The organism is Robinsoniella peoriensis, from assembly GCF_000797495.1.
Classification (GTDB): Bacteria; Bacillota; Clostridia; order Lachnospirales; family Lachnospiraceae; genus Robinsoniella; species Robinsoniella peoriensis.
The window spans coordinates 907,828-924,217 of sequence record NZ_JTGN01000001.1; the positions used below are offsets into that span (position 1 = coordinate 907,828).

Sequence of the window (16,390 nt, forward strand, 5' to 3'; positions counted from 1 at the left end):
AATACTTGTACCATTTTCAGACACGCTTTAGCCTTTCACACTTCCTGCTGTTAAAGACGATACAAAATACTTCTGTAAAAATAAGAAAACCAGATACAGCGGAATCACAATCATGCAGATCGCTGCACATAAGAGGGGCCAGTTCGTTCCGAATTCACCTTTAAAGTTCATCAATCCTACGGTAAGGGGCAGTCCGCTGACAGTTGTTATGGTCGCTGTTTTCGCCCACATCAGTTCTCCCCATACGAAGGTAAAGTTCATTACGATACAGGTTGCCAGCGCTCCTTTCATAAGGGGCAGCACAATCTTAAACAGGTTGCGGATTTCACCGGAGCCGTCAATTCTTGCCGCTTCCAGCAGCTCTTTTGGTATGGTGTCAAAAAAGTTTTTCAGAATTATAGTGGTTCCGGGTATGGACCAGCCTACATAGGCAATGATAATCGGCAGATATTTCACCCCCAGCATCCCAAGCCTGGACATCATCATGTAGAGCGGGATAATAATCGTCTCTGTGGGCAGCAGCTGAATAGCAAAACACAGCATAATAATCACACCTGTATGGGGAATGCGAAGTCTGGCAAGAGAGTAAGCCGCCATAACGGATATTACTTCTATACTTACCAGCGAAACTGCTGCAATAATAATACTGTTTATAAAATACTCCCCGATATGTCCCTGGGTAAATGCTTTTACAAAGTTATCAACACCAATGGAATGGGGCATTGCCCAGATATTGGCAAAAAATTCTTCCAGGGTTTTAAATGAGGTCTGCAGGGAAAATAACACGGGATAAATCCAGATCAATACCAGCGAAATCAATATCACACGGCAGACCACTGCAAATGTATTAAATTTCTTTTTTGGTGCCCGGCAGGCAATTGCCGCTGTCTTAGTACTCATATTTATCCCCTCCCACTCCTTTTCTCAAAATGGCTAAAATAACAATGACGATGATTGCATAGATTACGCTGTTGGATGCCGCCAGACCATATTTATTAAACATAAATGCCTGCTCAATTATTTTCAGGGGTGCCGTTTTAGAAATATCCCCGGGTCCTCCTCCGGTCATTGCAAATACGATGTCATAGGTTTTGAAAGCACTCATGACGCACATGGACAATGCCAGCTGTATGGTAGGCTTCACAAGGGGCAGGATTATATGGCGTACTTCCTGTCTGTAGGTTGCACCATCCAGTTTGGATGATTCAAACAAATCAACCGGCAGACCGATAATTCCCGTAAACACCAGCATCATCACGGTACCGCTGCTGCGCCATCCCTGCACCAGTCCGATCACGGTCAGAACAAGGCCTTTCTTTGCCAGCCATGCATTTTGCAGAGATTCCAATCCGATCAGACCCAGAATATTATTCAAAAGTCCTTCATCGGTAGCTAATACCAAAGTAAATAATAAACCAACCACGGACAAGGGAAGCATAACAGGGCTGTAGAACACAAAGCGGTAAATAGCCCCCTCCACCTTTGTTACTTTATAGATTAGTAAGGAAAGACAAATTCCTATTACCATGGCCGTTGCTGTTGCAATCAGGGCAATGACCAGTGAATAGCCGATTGCTTTCATGCTGGATTTGTCTGCAAAAACCTTCATAAAATTCCCAATTCCGTTGAAGGTCATTGCAGACACTCCATCCCAGTTACAAAAACTTAAAACCACATTCCAGATAACCGGAATAATTGTGGCAAATGTTACGATAACCAATGCAGGCAGACTGAACAATCCCCCGATAAGCTGGAGCTTGCGTGTACTGCTCATGGCTTTTCTGCCAACCTTTTTTACTGCCGTAGATTTTTCTGCCATTTTTCTTCCTCCTTTACAGCTTAGATTTACAAGCAGGCCTGGGATTCTCCCGATAGCCAGATAATGTATGTATTTAAAACACGCTCTAAATTTTCAAATAAACTCTAAAAAAGCGTACAAAAATACTGCCCCAAAACAAACGCTGCATTTATTTTGAGGCAGCATACACTTTAAGTACTAATAACCGGTGAATTTCGAAAACCGATTACTTATTAACTGCTCCCACTCTTAACTCTTCCAATTCATCCAGAGATGCTTCGCCATTGTAGATATAGTTCGCAGGCATCTGATTCTGCATATAATCAGACAGTTCTGCACCAACGTTAATGATTTCCGTAGGATAGATCTGCTCTGAACATCTGGAAATTGATTCCATGAACGCTTCATCTACATTCGCACCTTCCGCTATTCTGGCACAGGGTACCTGACCGCCTTCCGCACGGAATGTCATGATCTCTTCGCTGGTCAGATATTTCATAGCTTCTACAGCACCTTCTACATTCTTAGAACTGGTTGGAATAAAGTATCCGTCACAACCGCCAAGTACCGGATTCGTTGGATTTTTACCCATTGCAGGATAATCACAGATCTTATAATCTTTTAATCCGGAGTTATCAATCGTTGTCTTAACGGAAGTGGTAGGCTCAAAGATAAATCCAACTTTATGGGAGGAAATAGCACCATAGAGCTGATCCTGTGTAACTGCGAGAGCTCCTTCTCCCGGATAAAACAGTCCTTCATCAAATACGGATTTCACCATTTCAAATGCATTTTTTATGTGGTCATCTTTAAAAGAAACTTCTCCGGCATTCCATTTATCCAGTTCCTCGTTGGTATCCCATACCTGCATAACTGCATTTCTTGTAAGCCAGCATGCATAGGTATCCGGAATTCCTGCACCGGATGCGTCTGATTTTTCTTCGATTCTTCTGCATAAATCACAGAATTCTTCCCATGTCATCTGGTCTTTGATCTCACTGTCCTCGATTCCTGCAGCACGGGTTACTTCCAGATCAACGATCATTGCCGGGTATACCGTTTTATAAGCTACATTGTATAGCTTATCGTCATAAGTTCCGATCTCCAGCGTGCCTTCGTTAAAGGAAGACCGCCACTCATCATCCATGTACGGGGTCAGATCTGTGGCAAGTCCTACCTCCGTAAAGCTGTTCATCTGATTCGGCCAGTACTGTACCAGATCTATCTGCTCATTAGCGGCTGATGCTGTCTTTACTGTCTGCTCTACCGATGCTGAATCCCAGGTCTTGGTGATAATATTGTATTTATCACCCAACTTATCAATCAATTTCTGTTCTACCGCATTATTGACATCACCGGGGTTTGTAATCATAATGACAAGATCCTGTTTTCCCTCTGCAGAAGTGGTATCCTTTTTCTCTTCCGTTCCAGCTGCTTCTGCTCCCTGTGATGCTTCTGTTTCCGACTCCGCTGTTTTGGTCTCTGCTGACTTCGTCTCTGCTGCTTTGTCCCCGGCTCCCTTGTCGGAACCTCCGCCGCATCCTGCCATGGTCAATGCCAACGTACCTGCAAGTACTACTGCTAATAATTTCTTTTTCATCCCTTTTGACCTCCTGTATTTGTTTTGTTCTCTTTAAGAAGATAGCTTTATTATAGCAGTTGTGCGTATATGCATTTATGCCAATATTCTACACAAACATGTCATTTTTCCGCACTGTTTTCCAAATCTGCAGTGTGAAAGCGATTTTCTTTCACACTTTTAGCCTCCACTTCGAAATGACCCGGCATTCCTTCCTGTGCATTTCCGAAATGTTCTGGAAAAATATGCATAACTGCTAAAACCTGTTTTCTTTGCTACTTCACTAATTGGAAGGTCTGTGTATTTCAGCATGTTCAATGCTTTTCCAACACGTAAATCAATCAGATAGTCCGTAAAACTTTTTCCCACTTCTTTTTTAAACTTGGATGACACGTAATTCGGTGTTCGCCCGAAAACGTCAGCAACAGAATCTACACTGATGGGTTCACTGTAATGTTCATCCATATAGGTACAGATATTCTTAATCATTACAGAATAATTTTCTGACTCTGTCAGCTCCCGGCCTCTTCGCAAACCCTGTATCAGGTAATCTTCAAATTCCAGGATGCCGTTTTCATAATGAGCTGCATTTTCAAGGGTCCTTCTTTCAAAATCAGGATCGCCTTCCAGTCCCCCATGACGAATCAGATAAAGATAAAGTTTTTTTATAAAACTGATCATCTCACAGCGGTCATACTTTTCCCTAAGCCCCATTTCCAGCAGTGATCCCATATTGATATGAAGTTCTGCCGCATCACACCTTTGAACGCTTTTTGCAATCCGTTCCATATAGCCTTTCTGCTGTTCTTCCGGAAATTTCTTATCTTCTTTTTCGGGATGAGTATAGATCACACAGGCACCGGAAAGACTGTAATAGGTCTGTTCCAGCGCTTCTTTTGCATGGGCATAGGCAACATGCAGTTCCTTTATACTTCTTGCCTCTGAGATTCCGGTGGTAATCACCAGATTCCGCTCCATCCATTCCCGGCTCACTCCCTCTATTACATTTTTTACCTGGTACTGGTAATCCAGATTCAGAAGCTGGGACCGGTCACCTCTGCCAAGAAATAAAAGCAGATCTTCCTGGAGCGCGAACACGATACCCTGTTCATGCAGCCTTTCCCGTATCTGGTCAGCCGCCTGGTCTGTTATGGGTCTTTTCCGAATAGAGCCATCCGCCTGTTCCAGCCAGAAGAGCGCAAGGAACGCATAATTTGCAGACAGCTTCAGCCGGTATTTATGGTCCAGCATCTGCCTGAATTTTTCCACATTCTCTATTTCCCCGCCATTGATCAGGGAATGCAGAAAGCTCTTTTCATATACATCGTAATAAGCCTTCTTTTCCTTTTGTGCCTCCAGCAGCTCCCTGGCATTTTTCATCACTATTTCAACTAATTTTCCGGGCTTGATGGGTTTTAGTATATAATCATCCGCCCCAAGCCGAATTGCCTTTTGCGCATATGTAAAATCAGAATATGCACTTAATAAGATGTACCTGCAGTTATTTCTTTGCTCTCTCACATGCTCTAACAACTGCAAGCCGTCCATTCCCGGCATTTTAATATCCGCTATGATAATATCCGGCTGATAGGTGTTCAGAGCCTTTCTGGCTTCCTCCCCATCGGCATATTCCCGCACTTCATCAACTCCATACTCACTCCATGCAATCCCGTAATGGATTCCCTCCCGTATCTGTCTGTTGTCATCCACAACCATTAATCTCATAGTTATACCCACTGCATATTGCAGGCCTGCCTGCAATACTGCCATAATAAAACAGTTTGAAAGAATCACATCGTGGCTTCCTTTCTATATTTTAATTTTCTTCCAAACTTATACCCTCTGCATATTGCAGGCCTGCCTGAAATACTGCCTGCAATTCTTTCAAACTTTTGCCTCCAGCTTCACTTTGATCTGTACAATACAGCCTTTGCCTTCTTTGCTGTACATCTTTAGCCCGTATCTGTCCCCATAACGCAGCCGGACTCTTTCATCGATATTGCGCAGTGCAAATACCTCCTTTCCCTCTTTATCTTTTAGCAGATTTCGGATCTTTTCCACATCGCAGCCCACTCCATTGTCGAGAACAGTAATGACCAGATCCCCCTGCTGCCTGCGCATCCTGATTTTCACCTTTCCGCCTGTATTCACATCCCGCAGTCCATGCTGGACAGCATTTTCCACCAGCGGCTGGGTGATGAGCTTTGGTATTAAATAACAATGCAGCTCCTCCGGTATATCATTCCTGAATTCTACCCGGTCACCCATCTGGAAATCAAGCAGAAAGAGATAATTGTCAATAAACTCCATATCATCCTGAACCGAGATCATCCCTTCTCCAAACCGCAGGATATGGCGGTACACATCTGCCAGCGCCTCCAGCTGTTCGCTTACCTCATAATCCTTATTCCGGATTGCCAGCCAGTGCATGGAATCCAGCGAATTATAGAGAAAATGCGGATTCATCTTCGCCAGCAGCATTTCTCTTTCCGCATCCTGAGTCTTGATCGTCTGGATATAAACCTGATTGATCAGCTCATTGATATGGGAAACCATATCTTCAAATCCCTTTTCTACATTCCCCATTTCATCGTGCGCCGTTTCATAATCCCGCTTCTCAAGCACACCGCTTTTTACAACATCAATACGGTTTGATAAGTGATGCAGCGGCATAATAATGGTCCGGTTCTGTATCATACTGTAAACAAACCCAAACACCACACAAAGAAGCACTGCAATGACAATAAAAATAATCTGGGTATTATAAATGGAGAGTTTCTTCTCAACCTGAAATAAATACCATCCGCCGGAACCGCATTTAGCATATAATACAATATATCCCTCATTGCCTGTCTTAACCGGAAAATAACCGGAATCCCCGTCCTGTTCCTGATTCAGGAATTCTTCCCAGCACAGATTTTTAAGTTCCTCATTATTACTGTTTTCTACAAGCACCTCACCTTGTTTATCTAAAATGAATACATCTGCAATCATATTCTCTCCCTGATAAGGTGAAAACTGACCGATGAATTCAGGCGCATTGATGTGAACACTGATGACGCCTTCATTCTCCAGGGTAAGCCCCTTCATAATGGTCATATAGTAGGAAAGCTGACTCAAAGTACTTACATTAATTCCCCTTTTAAATGTGACAGGATGCTCTGCTGCCCACAGATACGGTACCTTTTCCTCTTCAATCTGCCTGGTAAAGTCCAGATTTTCCCGTTCATCCATATAGAGCGGTCCCCTCTGAAACAGCACCTGGCCATTTTTACTCAGTGCGATACTACTGCAGCTGTTTATCTTTTCACTTGCTTCCAGCATACTTTTAGCTGCATTCTTAAAATCCATGACAGATGCATTCCCTGCTGCGATTGCCTGTATGGAACGGTCACCTGCCAAAGCCGATATCTCCTGAATTACAGTATCATATAATTTTTCTATATCTTTTCCCGATTTTGTCAGCTGGTTAATCTGGATCTCATACTGGTTCTGTTCACTGAGGCGCAGCACCCTGGTTGTGATAATGATTCCCAGCAGAATAATGGGCAGAATAACGCAGAGTGTCAGCGCCAGCAGCATCTTCTGACGAATGGACAGATTTTTAATAATCTTTTTCCAGGATATATTTCCAATCATCTTACGCATGAAAAAACCCTCCTATTGATATATTCTACCATGGAAAATGTCGTGCCGGTAAAATGATTCAGCCCCTGCACAAGTACTTAATAAAAAAATGCTTATAACATAGCATTTGCGTCTCGTTTCTGGATGAATATTCCATTCCAGTTATTGGTAATAGCGAAATCCCCTGCTTTTTCTTTCTCATAAGCAGGGGTATTTTTCATAATTATATCAGATTTTTATTACAGCTCGTATGTCAAAATTCTATGGTTATATGCCAATATTCTATTGGGTACTTTCTTTTACCAGCCGGATAAACAGCTCCATAGCAGGACTAATCCATTTATTTTTATGATGGCCGCATACAGCGGATATACGCACATTCATAATATCTGTGGAAATCTCCGTTAATTCCCCCTCTCTAATTCATCCAGGACTGCAAATCGTGGGAGAAAAGAGATGCCCGTATTGTTTTTTACGAGATTTTTAATCGTTGGAATGCTCCATAATTCAATTGTATGATCCAGCTGAATCGCTTTGTCCCGAAGATACTGTTCAAATATCTGACGAAAAATACAATTGGGTTCATTGATAATCAATGGGAGGGAAATCTTCTGATTGGGTGTTATAAAATCGGGATAATCCTGCTTTATTTCCGGAGAAGCCACAAGTGTTAAGGGATAGTTTCCAAAGGGATAGGTAACCAGATTCGTTCCGAATCCTCCGACATCTTCATAAAATAACCCTATATCAAGAGTTCCGTTCATTAATTCATCACGAATGTCATAACAGTTCATGGAATGAAGATACAGTTTCGCTTTTGGTGCCCGATTATGAAATTCCTTCAGTACGCAAGGCAGCAGATAGCAAAGCAGCGATTCTCCCACTCCAATCCGTAAATTATCCTGGCATTTTGCCAGATCACGTTCAAAGCACCGCATCTTATCTACGGAATTAATCACGTCTTCCACATAAGGAATCAGTTGTTCTCCGGCTTTTGTCAGAACCATACGCCTTCCGATTTTCTCAAACAGTTTGGCTGAAAGTTCCTGTTCCAGCTGACCGATTTGAAAGGTAATGGTTGACTGTGTATAATTCAGTTTGACAGCGGCTTTTGAAAAACTCCCCTCTTTCACAATTGTCTGAAAGGTTTGTAAATATTTAAGATCCATAATCCACCTCCGCATTTTATTCAAAAATATTGAACTATTATTTTTATAATTTCAATTTGTTCAAAGTATAGTTTGATGTTATTATAAATGGAACAACAGGTTATGACAACAACTGTTTGAGGATGTTAACCAATCAGTTAAAAACCAAAGCTGCTATTATTACAACATTTACAGAAAGCAAGGAGAGGAATGAAAATGATTCAGATTAGATTATATGAAGAAACTGACAGAGATCAAGTTATCGCACTTGTACTGAGATGCCAGAATGATGGAACCAGGCCAGCCGTCACCGTATATGACCAGCCTGAACTGCTATGTATCCGGGAAAAATATTTTTCAGAAGGAGGCTGCTTTTGGGTAGCCACAGATTATGGGAATATAGTAGGGAGTATCGGTCTTATGCATTGCAGCCACGGTATCGGTGTATTAAAAAAGTTTTTTGTAAAACAGGATTACCGGGGAAAACCATTTTATTTAGGCCGGAAATTATATGCCGAACTGCTTTCTTTTGCAAAGCAGCACGGGTTTCAGGAGCTATTTCTTGATACACCTAAAAACACGGAACGTGCACATAAATTTTACGAAAAAGCAGGCTTCGTTAAAATTCGTGAAAAAGATCTGCCAGTACAATTTGACCATCCTTATAAGGACTGTGATTTTTTTCATTTGACAGCTCCATTTAATTAAACCATGTCCATTTTAATAGTATTCTCTGTTAGCAGACGAATCAAAACGGATTCGAAAGCATTTCCAATGGTTTGCTGTTTCATGGTAAGTGAGACTGCCACGGTGCTTTTCCATAATTTTTTTGCAGATGCTAAGCCCAAGACCGCTTCCACTGCCGGATGTTCTGGACTCATTTCCGCTAACAAAGGGTTCGAACATATGCAGTTTTAGTTCATCTTGAATCGGTTCACCATTATCCGCAACTTCAAATAATATCTCGTTATGATCCTCTTCATAAAGTTTCAAACGTACTTTTGTATGGGGAGGATTATGCTTTATTGCATTAATTAAAAGATTACCGATTACTCTTCTGATCTCTGTCTTTGCTATTGAAAGCCTCACTTCATCCTCAGGGATTTGGAATTCCAGCTCCATCTCCTCTCTTTCAAAATCATCCATATATTCAATTACTACCTCACGTACAAATTCTGTAAAATCTGTTTCTTCAAATACAAATTGATACTCTGAATTCCATTTCTCTCGCTGATGGAGGCGGCGGGCTACAAGGTGAAACATGAGCGCGGCGGCTCTCTCCTTCCAGGCTCCCGGACAGGAACGGTTTACCCGTTGCCGGGCCTCCACGCTCGGGGAAGGCTGCGGGCCGGAGGATATACGGGCCGTTATTGAGGACCACTCCCCCCTTTCCGTCCGACCGGGCGGCGGAGCTTGTGAAACAGGGCCGCAAGCTCAATCTGATTATTGATATTCAGACCCGGCTTCAAGGTAAGGGCCCTGCCTATGAACGGTGGGCGAAGGTATTCAATCTAAAGCAGATGGGCGGCGGCTCTGGCCTACTTGCAGGACAACGGCCTGACGGAATATGAACAGTTGGAGAAGAAAGCAGAACAGGCCACGGAGCACTTTCACACGCTGGCCGGAAAAATCAAGACAGTAGAGGCCGCGCTTGCCACCGACACGGAGCTCAAAGGGGCTACGGTCAATTATGCCAAAACCCGCCCGGTGTTCGAGGCGTACAAAGCGGCCCGGTACAGCCGGAAATATCTTGCAGAGCATGAGGCGGAAATTGAGATTTACCGGGCGGCGCGGGCAACCATGAGCACCATTCTGGACGGCGCAAAGCTCCCCAAAATGGATAGGCTCAAAGAGGAAGGCCGCAGGCTGGCGGCGGAGAAAAAGGCGCTCTACGCCGAGTACCGGGAGGCCCGGCGGGAAAAGCGGGAAGTCACGACGGCGAAGGCAAACATTAATTATCTGCTCGGCCTGACTGGGCAGGAGAAAAACAAGGAACAGGAGCGATAGCGAATGAGACGCAACCAGCCAAGTGAAGCACCGGGACTTCGGACCAAGTTAGCCCGAGGTTCCGCAGGGTTTGGGGCTGGCCCCAACAAGCAGGATTTTTCAGGTTTCGGCGGAGGCCGGAACATGGAAAATTCGCAAGTGTATAGACACTTGCATCGCTTGCCGTTTAGCGGTAGGCTGAAAAAGATAACAAAGAAATAAGACATACATATGTCCTATTCCATGTTATAATGGCATGGGGTGATTATATGAAGATAGACCGTCTTATCGGTATTATTACAATACTTTTGCAAAAGGAAAAAGTAACAATTTCTCAATTAGCCAAACGATTCGAGGTTTCATGCAGGACTATCCAGCGTGATATTGATGATATATGTAAAGCTGGTATCCCTATTGTGTCCATGCAAGGATATGGCGGGGGGATTTCCATTGAAGAAGGTTATAAAATTGATAAAACAATACTGACACAAAAAGATTTGAGTGCAATTTTTATGGGCCTCAAGAGTATTGATACCATTTCAAAATACCCTTATACTCAAAGCCTGATGGAGAAACTAAGTCACAATAAGAGCTCAATCCTTTCCGATCAAAACAGAATTATTATTAGTTTAGCCTCGTTTTATCAAGTAAGCCTAACTGAAAAAATAGATTTAATAAAACAGGCTATTAACAATCGGGAACTGATTTTATTCCACTACTATTCTGAAAAAGGAGAAAGTGAACGTACCATTGAGCCTTATTTTATAATATTTAGGTGGTTTGCATGGTATGTTTACGGGTACTGCCTTACTCAACAAGATTATAGACTTTTCAAATTAAATCGTTTAAGCAAATTACAGAATCTAAAAACAAATTATGAGGAAAGATTTATTTCAGAAAAAGAACTTGATTTTGACCAATATATTTGGCGTGACGATATAAAACTGGTAGCCCTTTTTGATATGAGTGTAAAATATAGACTGATTGATGAATATGGCCCGGAATGTATGACATTAGATCATCAATCTGGCAAACTGCTTTTTGAAAATGTTTTTACAAATTATAATTATTTAGTTCAATGGATACTTAGTTATGGAGAGGCAGTAAAAGTTATTGAACCTTGTGAATTAGTGAATGAAATCCGTAAAAAGGCCAAAAACATGTTAGCTCAATACGAGGAATAGGACACAACGGTGTCGTATTACATGTGTTACGATTAAAATAAGGAGGAATTGAATATGAAAAAAGAAATATCTATTACAGAGAGGCCGGAAAAACTTGCCGGATATGAAGCGGTGCAATACTTTGCTGCCTGTGGTAATTTGTCGTGGTACGATTTTGTAACAGCCATGCCATCGTTGGTATACCTCGTTACAGGCTGGAAATCGAACGGTAAGGAAAACGCTTGTCTGCAATCTTGGTCTACCTTTGCCGGAAGTGGAGCTGACAACTTTATATGTATCATGGGAAAGGTCAATAGAGGCGGTCATATGTATCAATCGCTGAAAGAAACAAAAGTATGTGTATTAAATTTCCCCTCTATCGACATTTATGACCGCTGTATAAAAACGATTGGCAACAATCAGTTTGAAACAGATGAAATTACCGCCTCTGGCTTAACTGCGGAGAAAGCCATAATTGTAAATGCTCCACAAATTAAAGAATGCTTTTTGAATATCGAATGTGAATATTTGTGGGAACATGAGCTTTTCGAGGAAAGTCAAGAAGTTGCAGTTGCATTGAAAGCCGTCAACATTTGTATGGATAGAGAACGCTACGACCAAAGTATGCTCGGCAGATACGGAAAGAGCGGATATTTATATCAAATCGACCAACCGACCAATCCAGAAACAGGTGAGATTACGCCGATAAATCACGGAACATTGAAACCGGATGTTCCTATTGAGTGGGTTACGAATTAAGCGTTTGCTTCGGGTCAATTTGGCCCGAAGTCTACAAAGTGGCCGCTGCTGCAACAAAAAAATGTTGTATTGTCAGATGAAAAAGCGGGGGCTATCACACCTCCGCTTTTCTGGCTTCTTTGGCTTTCTGGATTCCTTGTACAGTGTCTGTCACTATAACAAGATCGGTTTCATCAACACAATTCAGAAGTTCGTCAAGTTGACGGCGCTGTGTGCTTTTGTCCGGGGAGAATTTAATTTTTTTCGCTTATCCACTCAACCGCCACTTACACGAAGTTGTTTACCCTTGTCAAGTGATGCTTATGAACCAGCTTATCCTATAAGCTGGTTACGCTTCTCTTAATCCTTTCACGAAAGGTATCAGGCAAAGGATTAAAATAATTCCTAAGATACCAATCGCGATACCGGCCACCATATGGCTCCACACCATGGTAAGACACATTCCTACACCCAGAAGCAACGCTCCCATAATACCAATCAGCGCTGCCCCAATTGTTTTACCGGACAGCCTGATGGGCGCCTTGTTTTCCATCCTTCTCCAGACAAAAACCATGATAAAAAGCACTACTATACCAATTGTTCCCATAATAATTCCTGGTCTGAAGGCATTCCACTCCTGAATCAACGCCATGCACATACCCAAAGAAAATAAAATTCCACCAATTGTTCCTAAGATCATAGATACAAATGTACTTTTTTTCATTGTCGGATACCTGCCTTTCTGGATGCTTTTCTGTTATTCTGTTCTTCTGTTAACCTTGCTCGTGCTTCTTCAACTGATTCGCCTTCTTTCGTAAGATAATTATCCACGAACTTATCGGCAATTTTGTTGAAGCCACCTACTGCAGCCGTTTCAATTTTCTTGTAACCACCGACTGCACCTGTCTCAATTTTCTTGTAACCATCAACTACTCCCGTCTCAATCTTCTTGTAGCCGCCAATTACTTCTTTAGCAATTTTTTGATTCGTTTTTACTAATTTTGATTTCGCCATTTTCTTATTCTCCACTTCTTGTTGTATTGTCTGTGTTTCAATTGATGATAAGAGAATAGCTTTTTATTATTTGTAATATGTTTGACTTTTGTTGCTGAAATATTAATTTATGATTTTGTTGTTTCAAAACCAGCCGCATACTTCTCTAAAACCAGATTGAAACAGGCTATCATAGCCGATTCTTTAGGTAAACCGGATGGACAGATCCTTATGGATCTCCCCCTGTGACCAAGCATTTGATCCTTCATCAATTGCTCCATACAGGGATATATGAAAGCTCCTTTGTATAATAATTCTCCTGATACAAATATCACCCCCACATCCAGGAGATTCATCATAGTAGTTAACGCTGCTGCCAGTAAACGGCACTCCCGCTCCACCAGCCATACAGCGGCGGCGTCTCCTGCTTCATAAGCATCCATTATTTTTTCCCAGCTGGTTAAGGATTTATCTTTTTCCATGGCAGACCGCAAAATATTTGGTATTGCGGCATAAAGTTCCAGGCAGCCATGATTCCCGCAGCTGCAGCGTTCCCCATCCAAATTAACCGTAGTATGTCCGATCTCACCGCAGTATCCATGAAAACCCTTGTATGGTTTGCCATTTAAGATCAATCCCCCGCCAACTCCGGTATCCACAACTAATTCCAGAAAACTTTCTTCCCGGACACCTGCTCCATAATATCGTTCTGCCATAGCCAATGCCTGGGCATTATTTTCCATATAAACAGGACACTCAAACTTTTCCTTAAAATAACTGACAACTTCTATCTGATGCCAATTCTCAAAATTCGAAGGTTTTAGAATTGTTCCCTTTATGCTGTCTAAAGGACCCGGTGCTGTAATCCCAATACCAAGCAGTCTGTCCGCACCTCTGTCCTTTTTTAAAAAATCCATTGCTTTCTGATAAAGATAGTTGAGCATCTGTTTTGCCGATATTTCTTTTTTCTGGGGAAACTTTTCTACCATCAGAATTTCTCCTGAAAAGTCACAAAGTCCTACGCTGCAGATATCCCTTGCAATATTAATGGACAAAATTCTGTATTTCTGCGGATTTAACTTTATGGTCATAGACGTTCTGCCTACTTTCCCGGTAACCAGCTGGTCCTCAGATACAATTTCTTCACCCAGCAATGTATCAATTAAAACTGAAATAGCAGCTCTGGTCAGTCCTGTCTGCCTGGCTAACTCCGCCCTTGACATAGGCTGCTGCCGCAGAAAATTTATAATACTCCTTTGGTTGCGCAGCTTCATATTATTGGCATTCCCCATGGTATTCCCCTTTTCTTATTTGGCTTTCGATTAGATTAAACAATCTTTTCAATAATCATAATCTATTTTCAATAGTTTGTCAAATCAATTGACAAACTCCAATTCACATGCTATATTTCATATATAGAAAGACAGGTGTTCTACTTGGATATAGCTTATTTTGAAAAAGATTTTAACTATTCACACGACGGACCGGGTAATCGTTTGGTTTATCATTTACAAGGCTGCAATATGCGCTGTCCCTGGTGTGGTAATCCCGAGGGGCTTACTATACATATACCGTATGTTCATCCCCTGCGCATATGTTAACTTCTTAGCTTGCTCGCCTGAAATACTAAGATATGATCAAACATGTGGATACGCAGTCTGCAATTTGCGTAAAAATAAAAGGAGAATTTCATGAAATCTATTGGTATAGATATTGGAACAACGACCATTTGTTCCGTTCTAATTGATGCAGAAACAAAAACTTTATTAGATTCCGTCACAAAGCCGAATAAATCCACCCTGGCAGCCGCCCAATCCTTTGAGCGCCTGCAGGATCCGGCTAAAATTCTTGACACCTGCATTGCAATGGCAAATCATTATCTGATATCTCATTCAGACATTGCCAGCATCGGTATCACCGGGCAGATGCATGGAATTCTGTATGTGGATCAGAAGGGGCGGGCTGTAAGCCCCCTCTTTACCTGGCAGGATGGGAGAGGGGATATTAGCCGGCAAGATGACAGAGTCGGTTCTGACTGGCAGAATCAGTGCGACAATACCGATTGGCAAGATGACTGGGGCCATATTGACGGTCAAAATGGCAAAGGAGATAATGCTTGCCGGAATATATTGACGTACGCAGGTTTTTTAACTGCCAGGACAGGATATGCTATGGCTACCGGATTCGGCATGACAACACATTTTTATAATCATGTGAACCGGCTGATTCCTTCTGATGCCGCTTATCTGTGCACAATTCCAGACTACATTGCTATGCGCCTGGCTAACCGGAAAACCCCTTTGATTCACCAAAGTATGGCAGCCAGTCTTGGAATGTACGATATAAAACGCAATAAATTTGATCTTGGGACAGTCACCTCTCTTGGTTTATCAGCAGATATGCTGCCTGAAATTGCCTGCGGTGAATGCTATATTGGCGAAACAGACACCGGTATTCCGGTTACGGCAGCCCTCGGTGACAATCAGGCTAGCTTCCTGGCATCTATGAATTCGGAAGATGCCTGTCTGGTAAATGTAGGTACCGGCAGCCAGATTTCCATTATGACTCGGACTCCCTACCAGTCAGCGCAAATTGAATGCAGGCCTTACCTGGGAGACACCTATCTGCTGGCGGGCTCCTCTCTGTGCGGCGGATATTCCTATTCTCTTTTGAAAAATTTCTTTCAAGAGACGCTGGCACAGTTTGGCATCATACCTCAGAATTCCACATATGAGGTCATGAACCGTATGGCTATTGATGCAGCTGCCCATGGTGAGGCACTAAATGTAGACACAAGATTTTGCGGTACAAGGCAGGATGCTTCTATTACTGGCTCCATTCAAAATCTTAAGGTAGCAAATTTCCATCCCGGCGATTTTACCCTTGGGATCCTTCAGGGTATCTGCGATGAACTTTATAATTTGTATACACAATTTCCAGAAGATGTAAAACCTATTAAAACCCTGGTTGGAAGCGGGAACGGAATTCGGATGAATCCTATGCTCCAGCAGCTATTTGCCAGTACATTTAAAGCTGAACTTACCATTCCGGACATAAAAGAAGAAGCCGCTTACGGCTGCGGCTTATTAGGGTTAAAATTAAGATAATAAAAGAACCATTCCGGCTCACTTCTGTAATTCCTTGTTTGAATAGGATTTCAAAGTGTACCGGAATCTGTGTTTATTTTAGTTATTCTTGTAAAATTCCAACTTTTTTATTCTGTTTAATTTAATAAGTTTCTGATTATCTCTTTATAACTTTTTATACGTCCGCAAATCCTTATTTTATAGGCTTTACGGGCGTTTTTACTAATATCTGTATCAGTATCTTCCACCTGTTCTCTGCCTCTCTCCAGCCT

General features: G+C 42.2%; 16 protein-coding genes and 1 pseudogene. 6 read left to right on the top strand and 11 right to left on the bottom strand.

Annotated elements, in window-relative coordinates:
• Positions 1–27: 27 nt before the first annotated feature.
• The 6 genes from QR40_RS03725 to QR40_RS03750 form a co-directional block, all read right to left on the bottom strand.
• Entirely contained in the window at positions 28–900 is an 873-nt protein-coding gene (locus QR40_RS03725; RefSeq protein ID WP_052430678.1) for a carbohydrate ABC transporter permease, read from the bottom strand.
• The gene (locus QR40_RS03730; RefSeq protein WP_044293371.1) at positions 890–1,819 is read right to left on the bottom strand and encodes a carbohydrate ABC transporter permease; all 930 of its coding nucleotides are present in this window, start codon (positions 1,817–1,819) and stop codon (positions 890–892) included. Before QR40_RS03730 ends, QR40_RS03725 begins: the two co-directional genes overlap by 11 nt.
• A gap of 205 nt (positions 1,820–2,024) precedes the next feature.
• Positions 2,025–3,398 carry an ABC transporter substrate-binding protein gene (locus QR40_RS03735; RefSeq protein WP_027292054.1) on the bottom strand — a complete coding sequence of 458 codons (1,374 nt, stop codon included), beginning with the start codon at positions 3,396–3,398 and terminating at the stop codon, positions 2,025–2,027.
• Positions 3,399–3,557: 159 nt separating this feature from the next.
• Positions 3,558–5,147 (bottom strand): response regulator transcription factor, encoded by a 1,590-nt coding sequence (locus tag QR40_RS03740; RefSeq protein WP_152614161.1) that lies wholly within the window; start codon positions 5,145–5,147, stop codon positions 3,558–3,560.
• Between the two features lie 114 nt (positions 5,148–5,261).
• Positions 5,262–7,025, bottom strand: a complete 1,764-nt coding sequence (locus QR40_RS03745) for a sensor histidine kinase (protein ID WP_044293374.1) — start codon at positions 7,023–7,025, stop codon at positions 5,262–5,264.
• A 383-nt stretch (positions 7,026–7,408) separates the two neighbouring features.
• Positions 7,409–8,173, bottom strand: a complete 765-nt coding sequence (locus QR40_RS03750; protein ID WP_330373632.1) for a LysR family transcriptional regulator — start codon at positions 8,171–8,173, stop codon at positions 7,409–7,411.
• 195 nt (positions 8,174–8,368) lie between these two features.
• Here QR40_RS03750 and QR40_RS03755 point away from each other — a divergent pair, with 195 nt between their 5' ends.
• Positions 8,369–8,860: a GNAT family N-acetyltransferase gene (locus QR40_RS03755; protein WP_044293376.1), complete on the top strand. Its 492-nt coding sequence runs from the start codon at positions 8,369–8,371 to the stop codon at positions 8,858–8,860.
• 12 nt (positions 8,861–8,872) lie between these two features.
• Here QR40_RS03755 and QR40_RS03760 read toward each other — a convergent pair whose 3' ends face one another.
• A complete protein-coding gene (locus QR40_RS03760; protein WP_052430679.1) occupies positions 8,873–9,415 on the bottom strand; it encodes a sensor histidine kinase in 543 nt (180 codons plus the stop codon).
• Here QR40_RS03760 and QR40_RS33510 point away from each other — a divergent pair.
• The 3 genes and pseudogenes from QR40_RS33510 to QR40_RS03780 form a co-directional block, all read left to right on the top strand.
• Positions 9,374–10,159 (top strand): annotated as a pseudogene (locus QR40_RS33510) (relaxase/mobilization nuclease domain-containing protein); the annotation flags it as partial. The gene QR40_RS03760 and the pseudogene QR40_RS33510 sit on opposite strands and share 42 nt — an antisense overlap.
• A gap of 248 nt (positions 10,160–10,407) precedes the next feature.
• Positions 10,408–11,322, top strand: a complete 915-nt coding sequence (locus QR40_RS03775; RefSeq protein ID WP_044293379.1) for a helix-turn-helix transcriptional regulator — start codon at positions 10,408–10,410, stop codon at positions 11,320–11,322.
• 54 nt (positions 11,323–11,376) lie between these two features.
• Positions 11,377–12,060 (top strand): flavin reductase, encoded by a 684-nt coding sequence (locus QR40_RS03780; protein WP_081998775.1) that lies wholly within the window; start codon positions 11,377–11,379, stop codon positions 12,058–12,060.
• A gap of 94 nt (positions 12,061–12,154) precedes the next feature.
• On the opposite strand, the gene QR40_RS32995 is transcribed toward QR40_RS03780, so the two are convergent.
• From QR40_RS32995 to QR40_RS03795, 4 genes are all read right to left on the bottom strand, one after another.
• Positions 12,155–12,298 carry a hypothetical protein gene (locus QR40_RS32995; RefSeq protein ID WP_276325416.1) on the bottom strand — a complete coding sequence of 48 codons (144 nt, stop codon included), beginning with the start codon at positions 12,296–12,298 and terminating at the stop codon, positions 12,155–12,157.
• A gap of 90 nt (positions 12,299–12,388) precedes the next feature.
• The gene (locus QR40_RS03785) at positions 12,389–12,763 is read right to left on the bottom strand and encodes a hypothetical protein (protein WP_044293380.1); all 375 of its coding nucleotides are present in this window, start codon (positions 12,761–12,763) and stop codon (positions 12,389–12,391) included.
• Positions 12,760–13,053 (bottom strand): hypothetical protein, encoded by a 294-nt coding sequence (locus QR40_RS03790; protein ID WP_044293382.1) that lies wholly within the window; start codon positions 13,051–13,053, stop codon positions 12,760–12,762. The genes QR40_RS03785 and QR40_RS03790 overlap by 4 nt, the downstream gene beginning before the upstream one ends.
• Positions 13,054–13,160: 107 nt before the next feature.
• Positions 13,161–14,324, bottom strand: a complete 1,164-nt coding sequence (locus QR40_RS03795; protein ID WP_044293383.1) for an ROK family transcriptional regulator — start codon at positions 14,322–14,324, stop codon at positions 13,161–13,163.
• Positions 14,325–14,459: 135 nt separating this feature from the next.
• On the opposite strand from QR40_RS03795, the gene QR40_RS33930 reads away from it, so the two are divergent.
• Both QR40_RS33930 and QR40_RS03800 read left to right on the top strand, forming a co-directional pair.
• Positions 14,460–14,633, top strand: coding sequence for a 4Fe-4S cluster-binding domain-containing protein (locus QR40_RS33930; RefSeq protein WP_242849012.1), 174 nt, complete (start codon positions 14,460–14,462; stop codon positions 14,631–14,633).
• A 90-nt stretch (positions 14,634–14,723) separates the two neighbouring features.
• Positions 14,724–16,139: a sedoheptulokinase gene (locus QR40_RS03800; RefSeq protein ID WP_044293384.1), complete on the top strand. Its 1,416-nt coding sequence runs from the start codon at positions 14,724–14,726 to the stop codon at positions 16,137–16,139.
• The last annotated feature ends 251 nt before the right edge of the window (positions 16,140–16,390 follow it).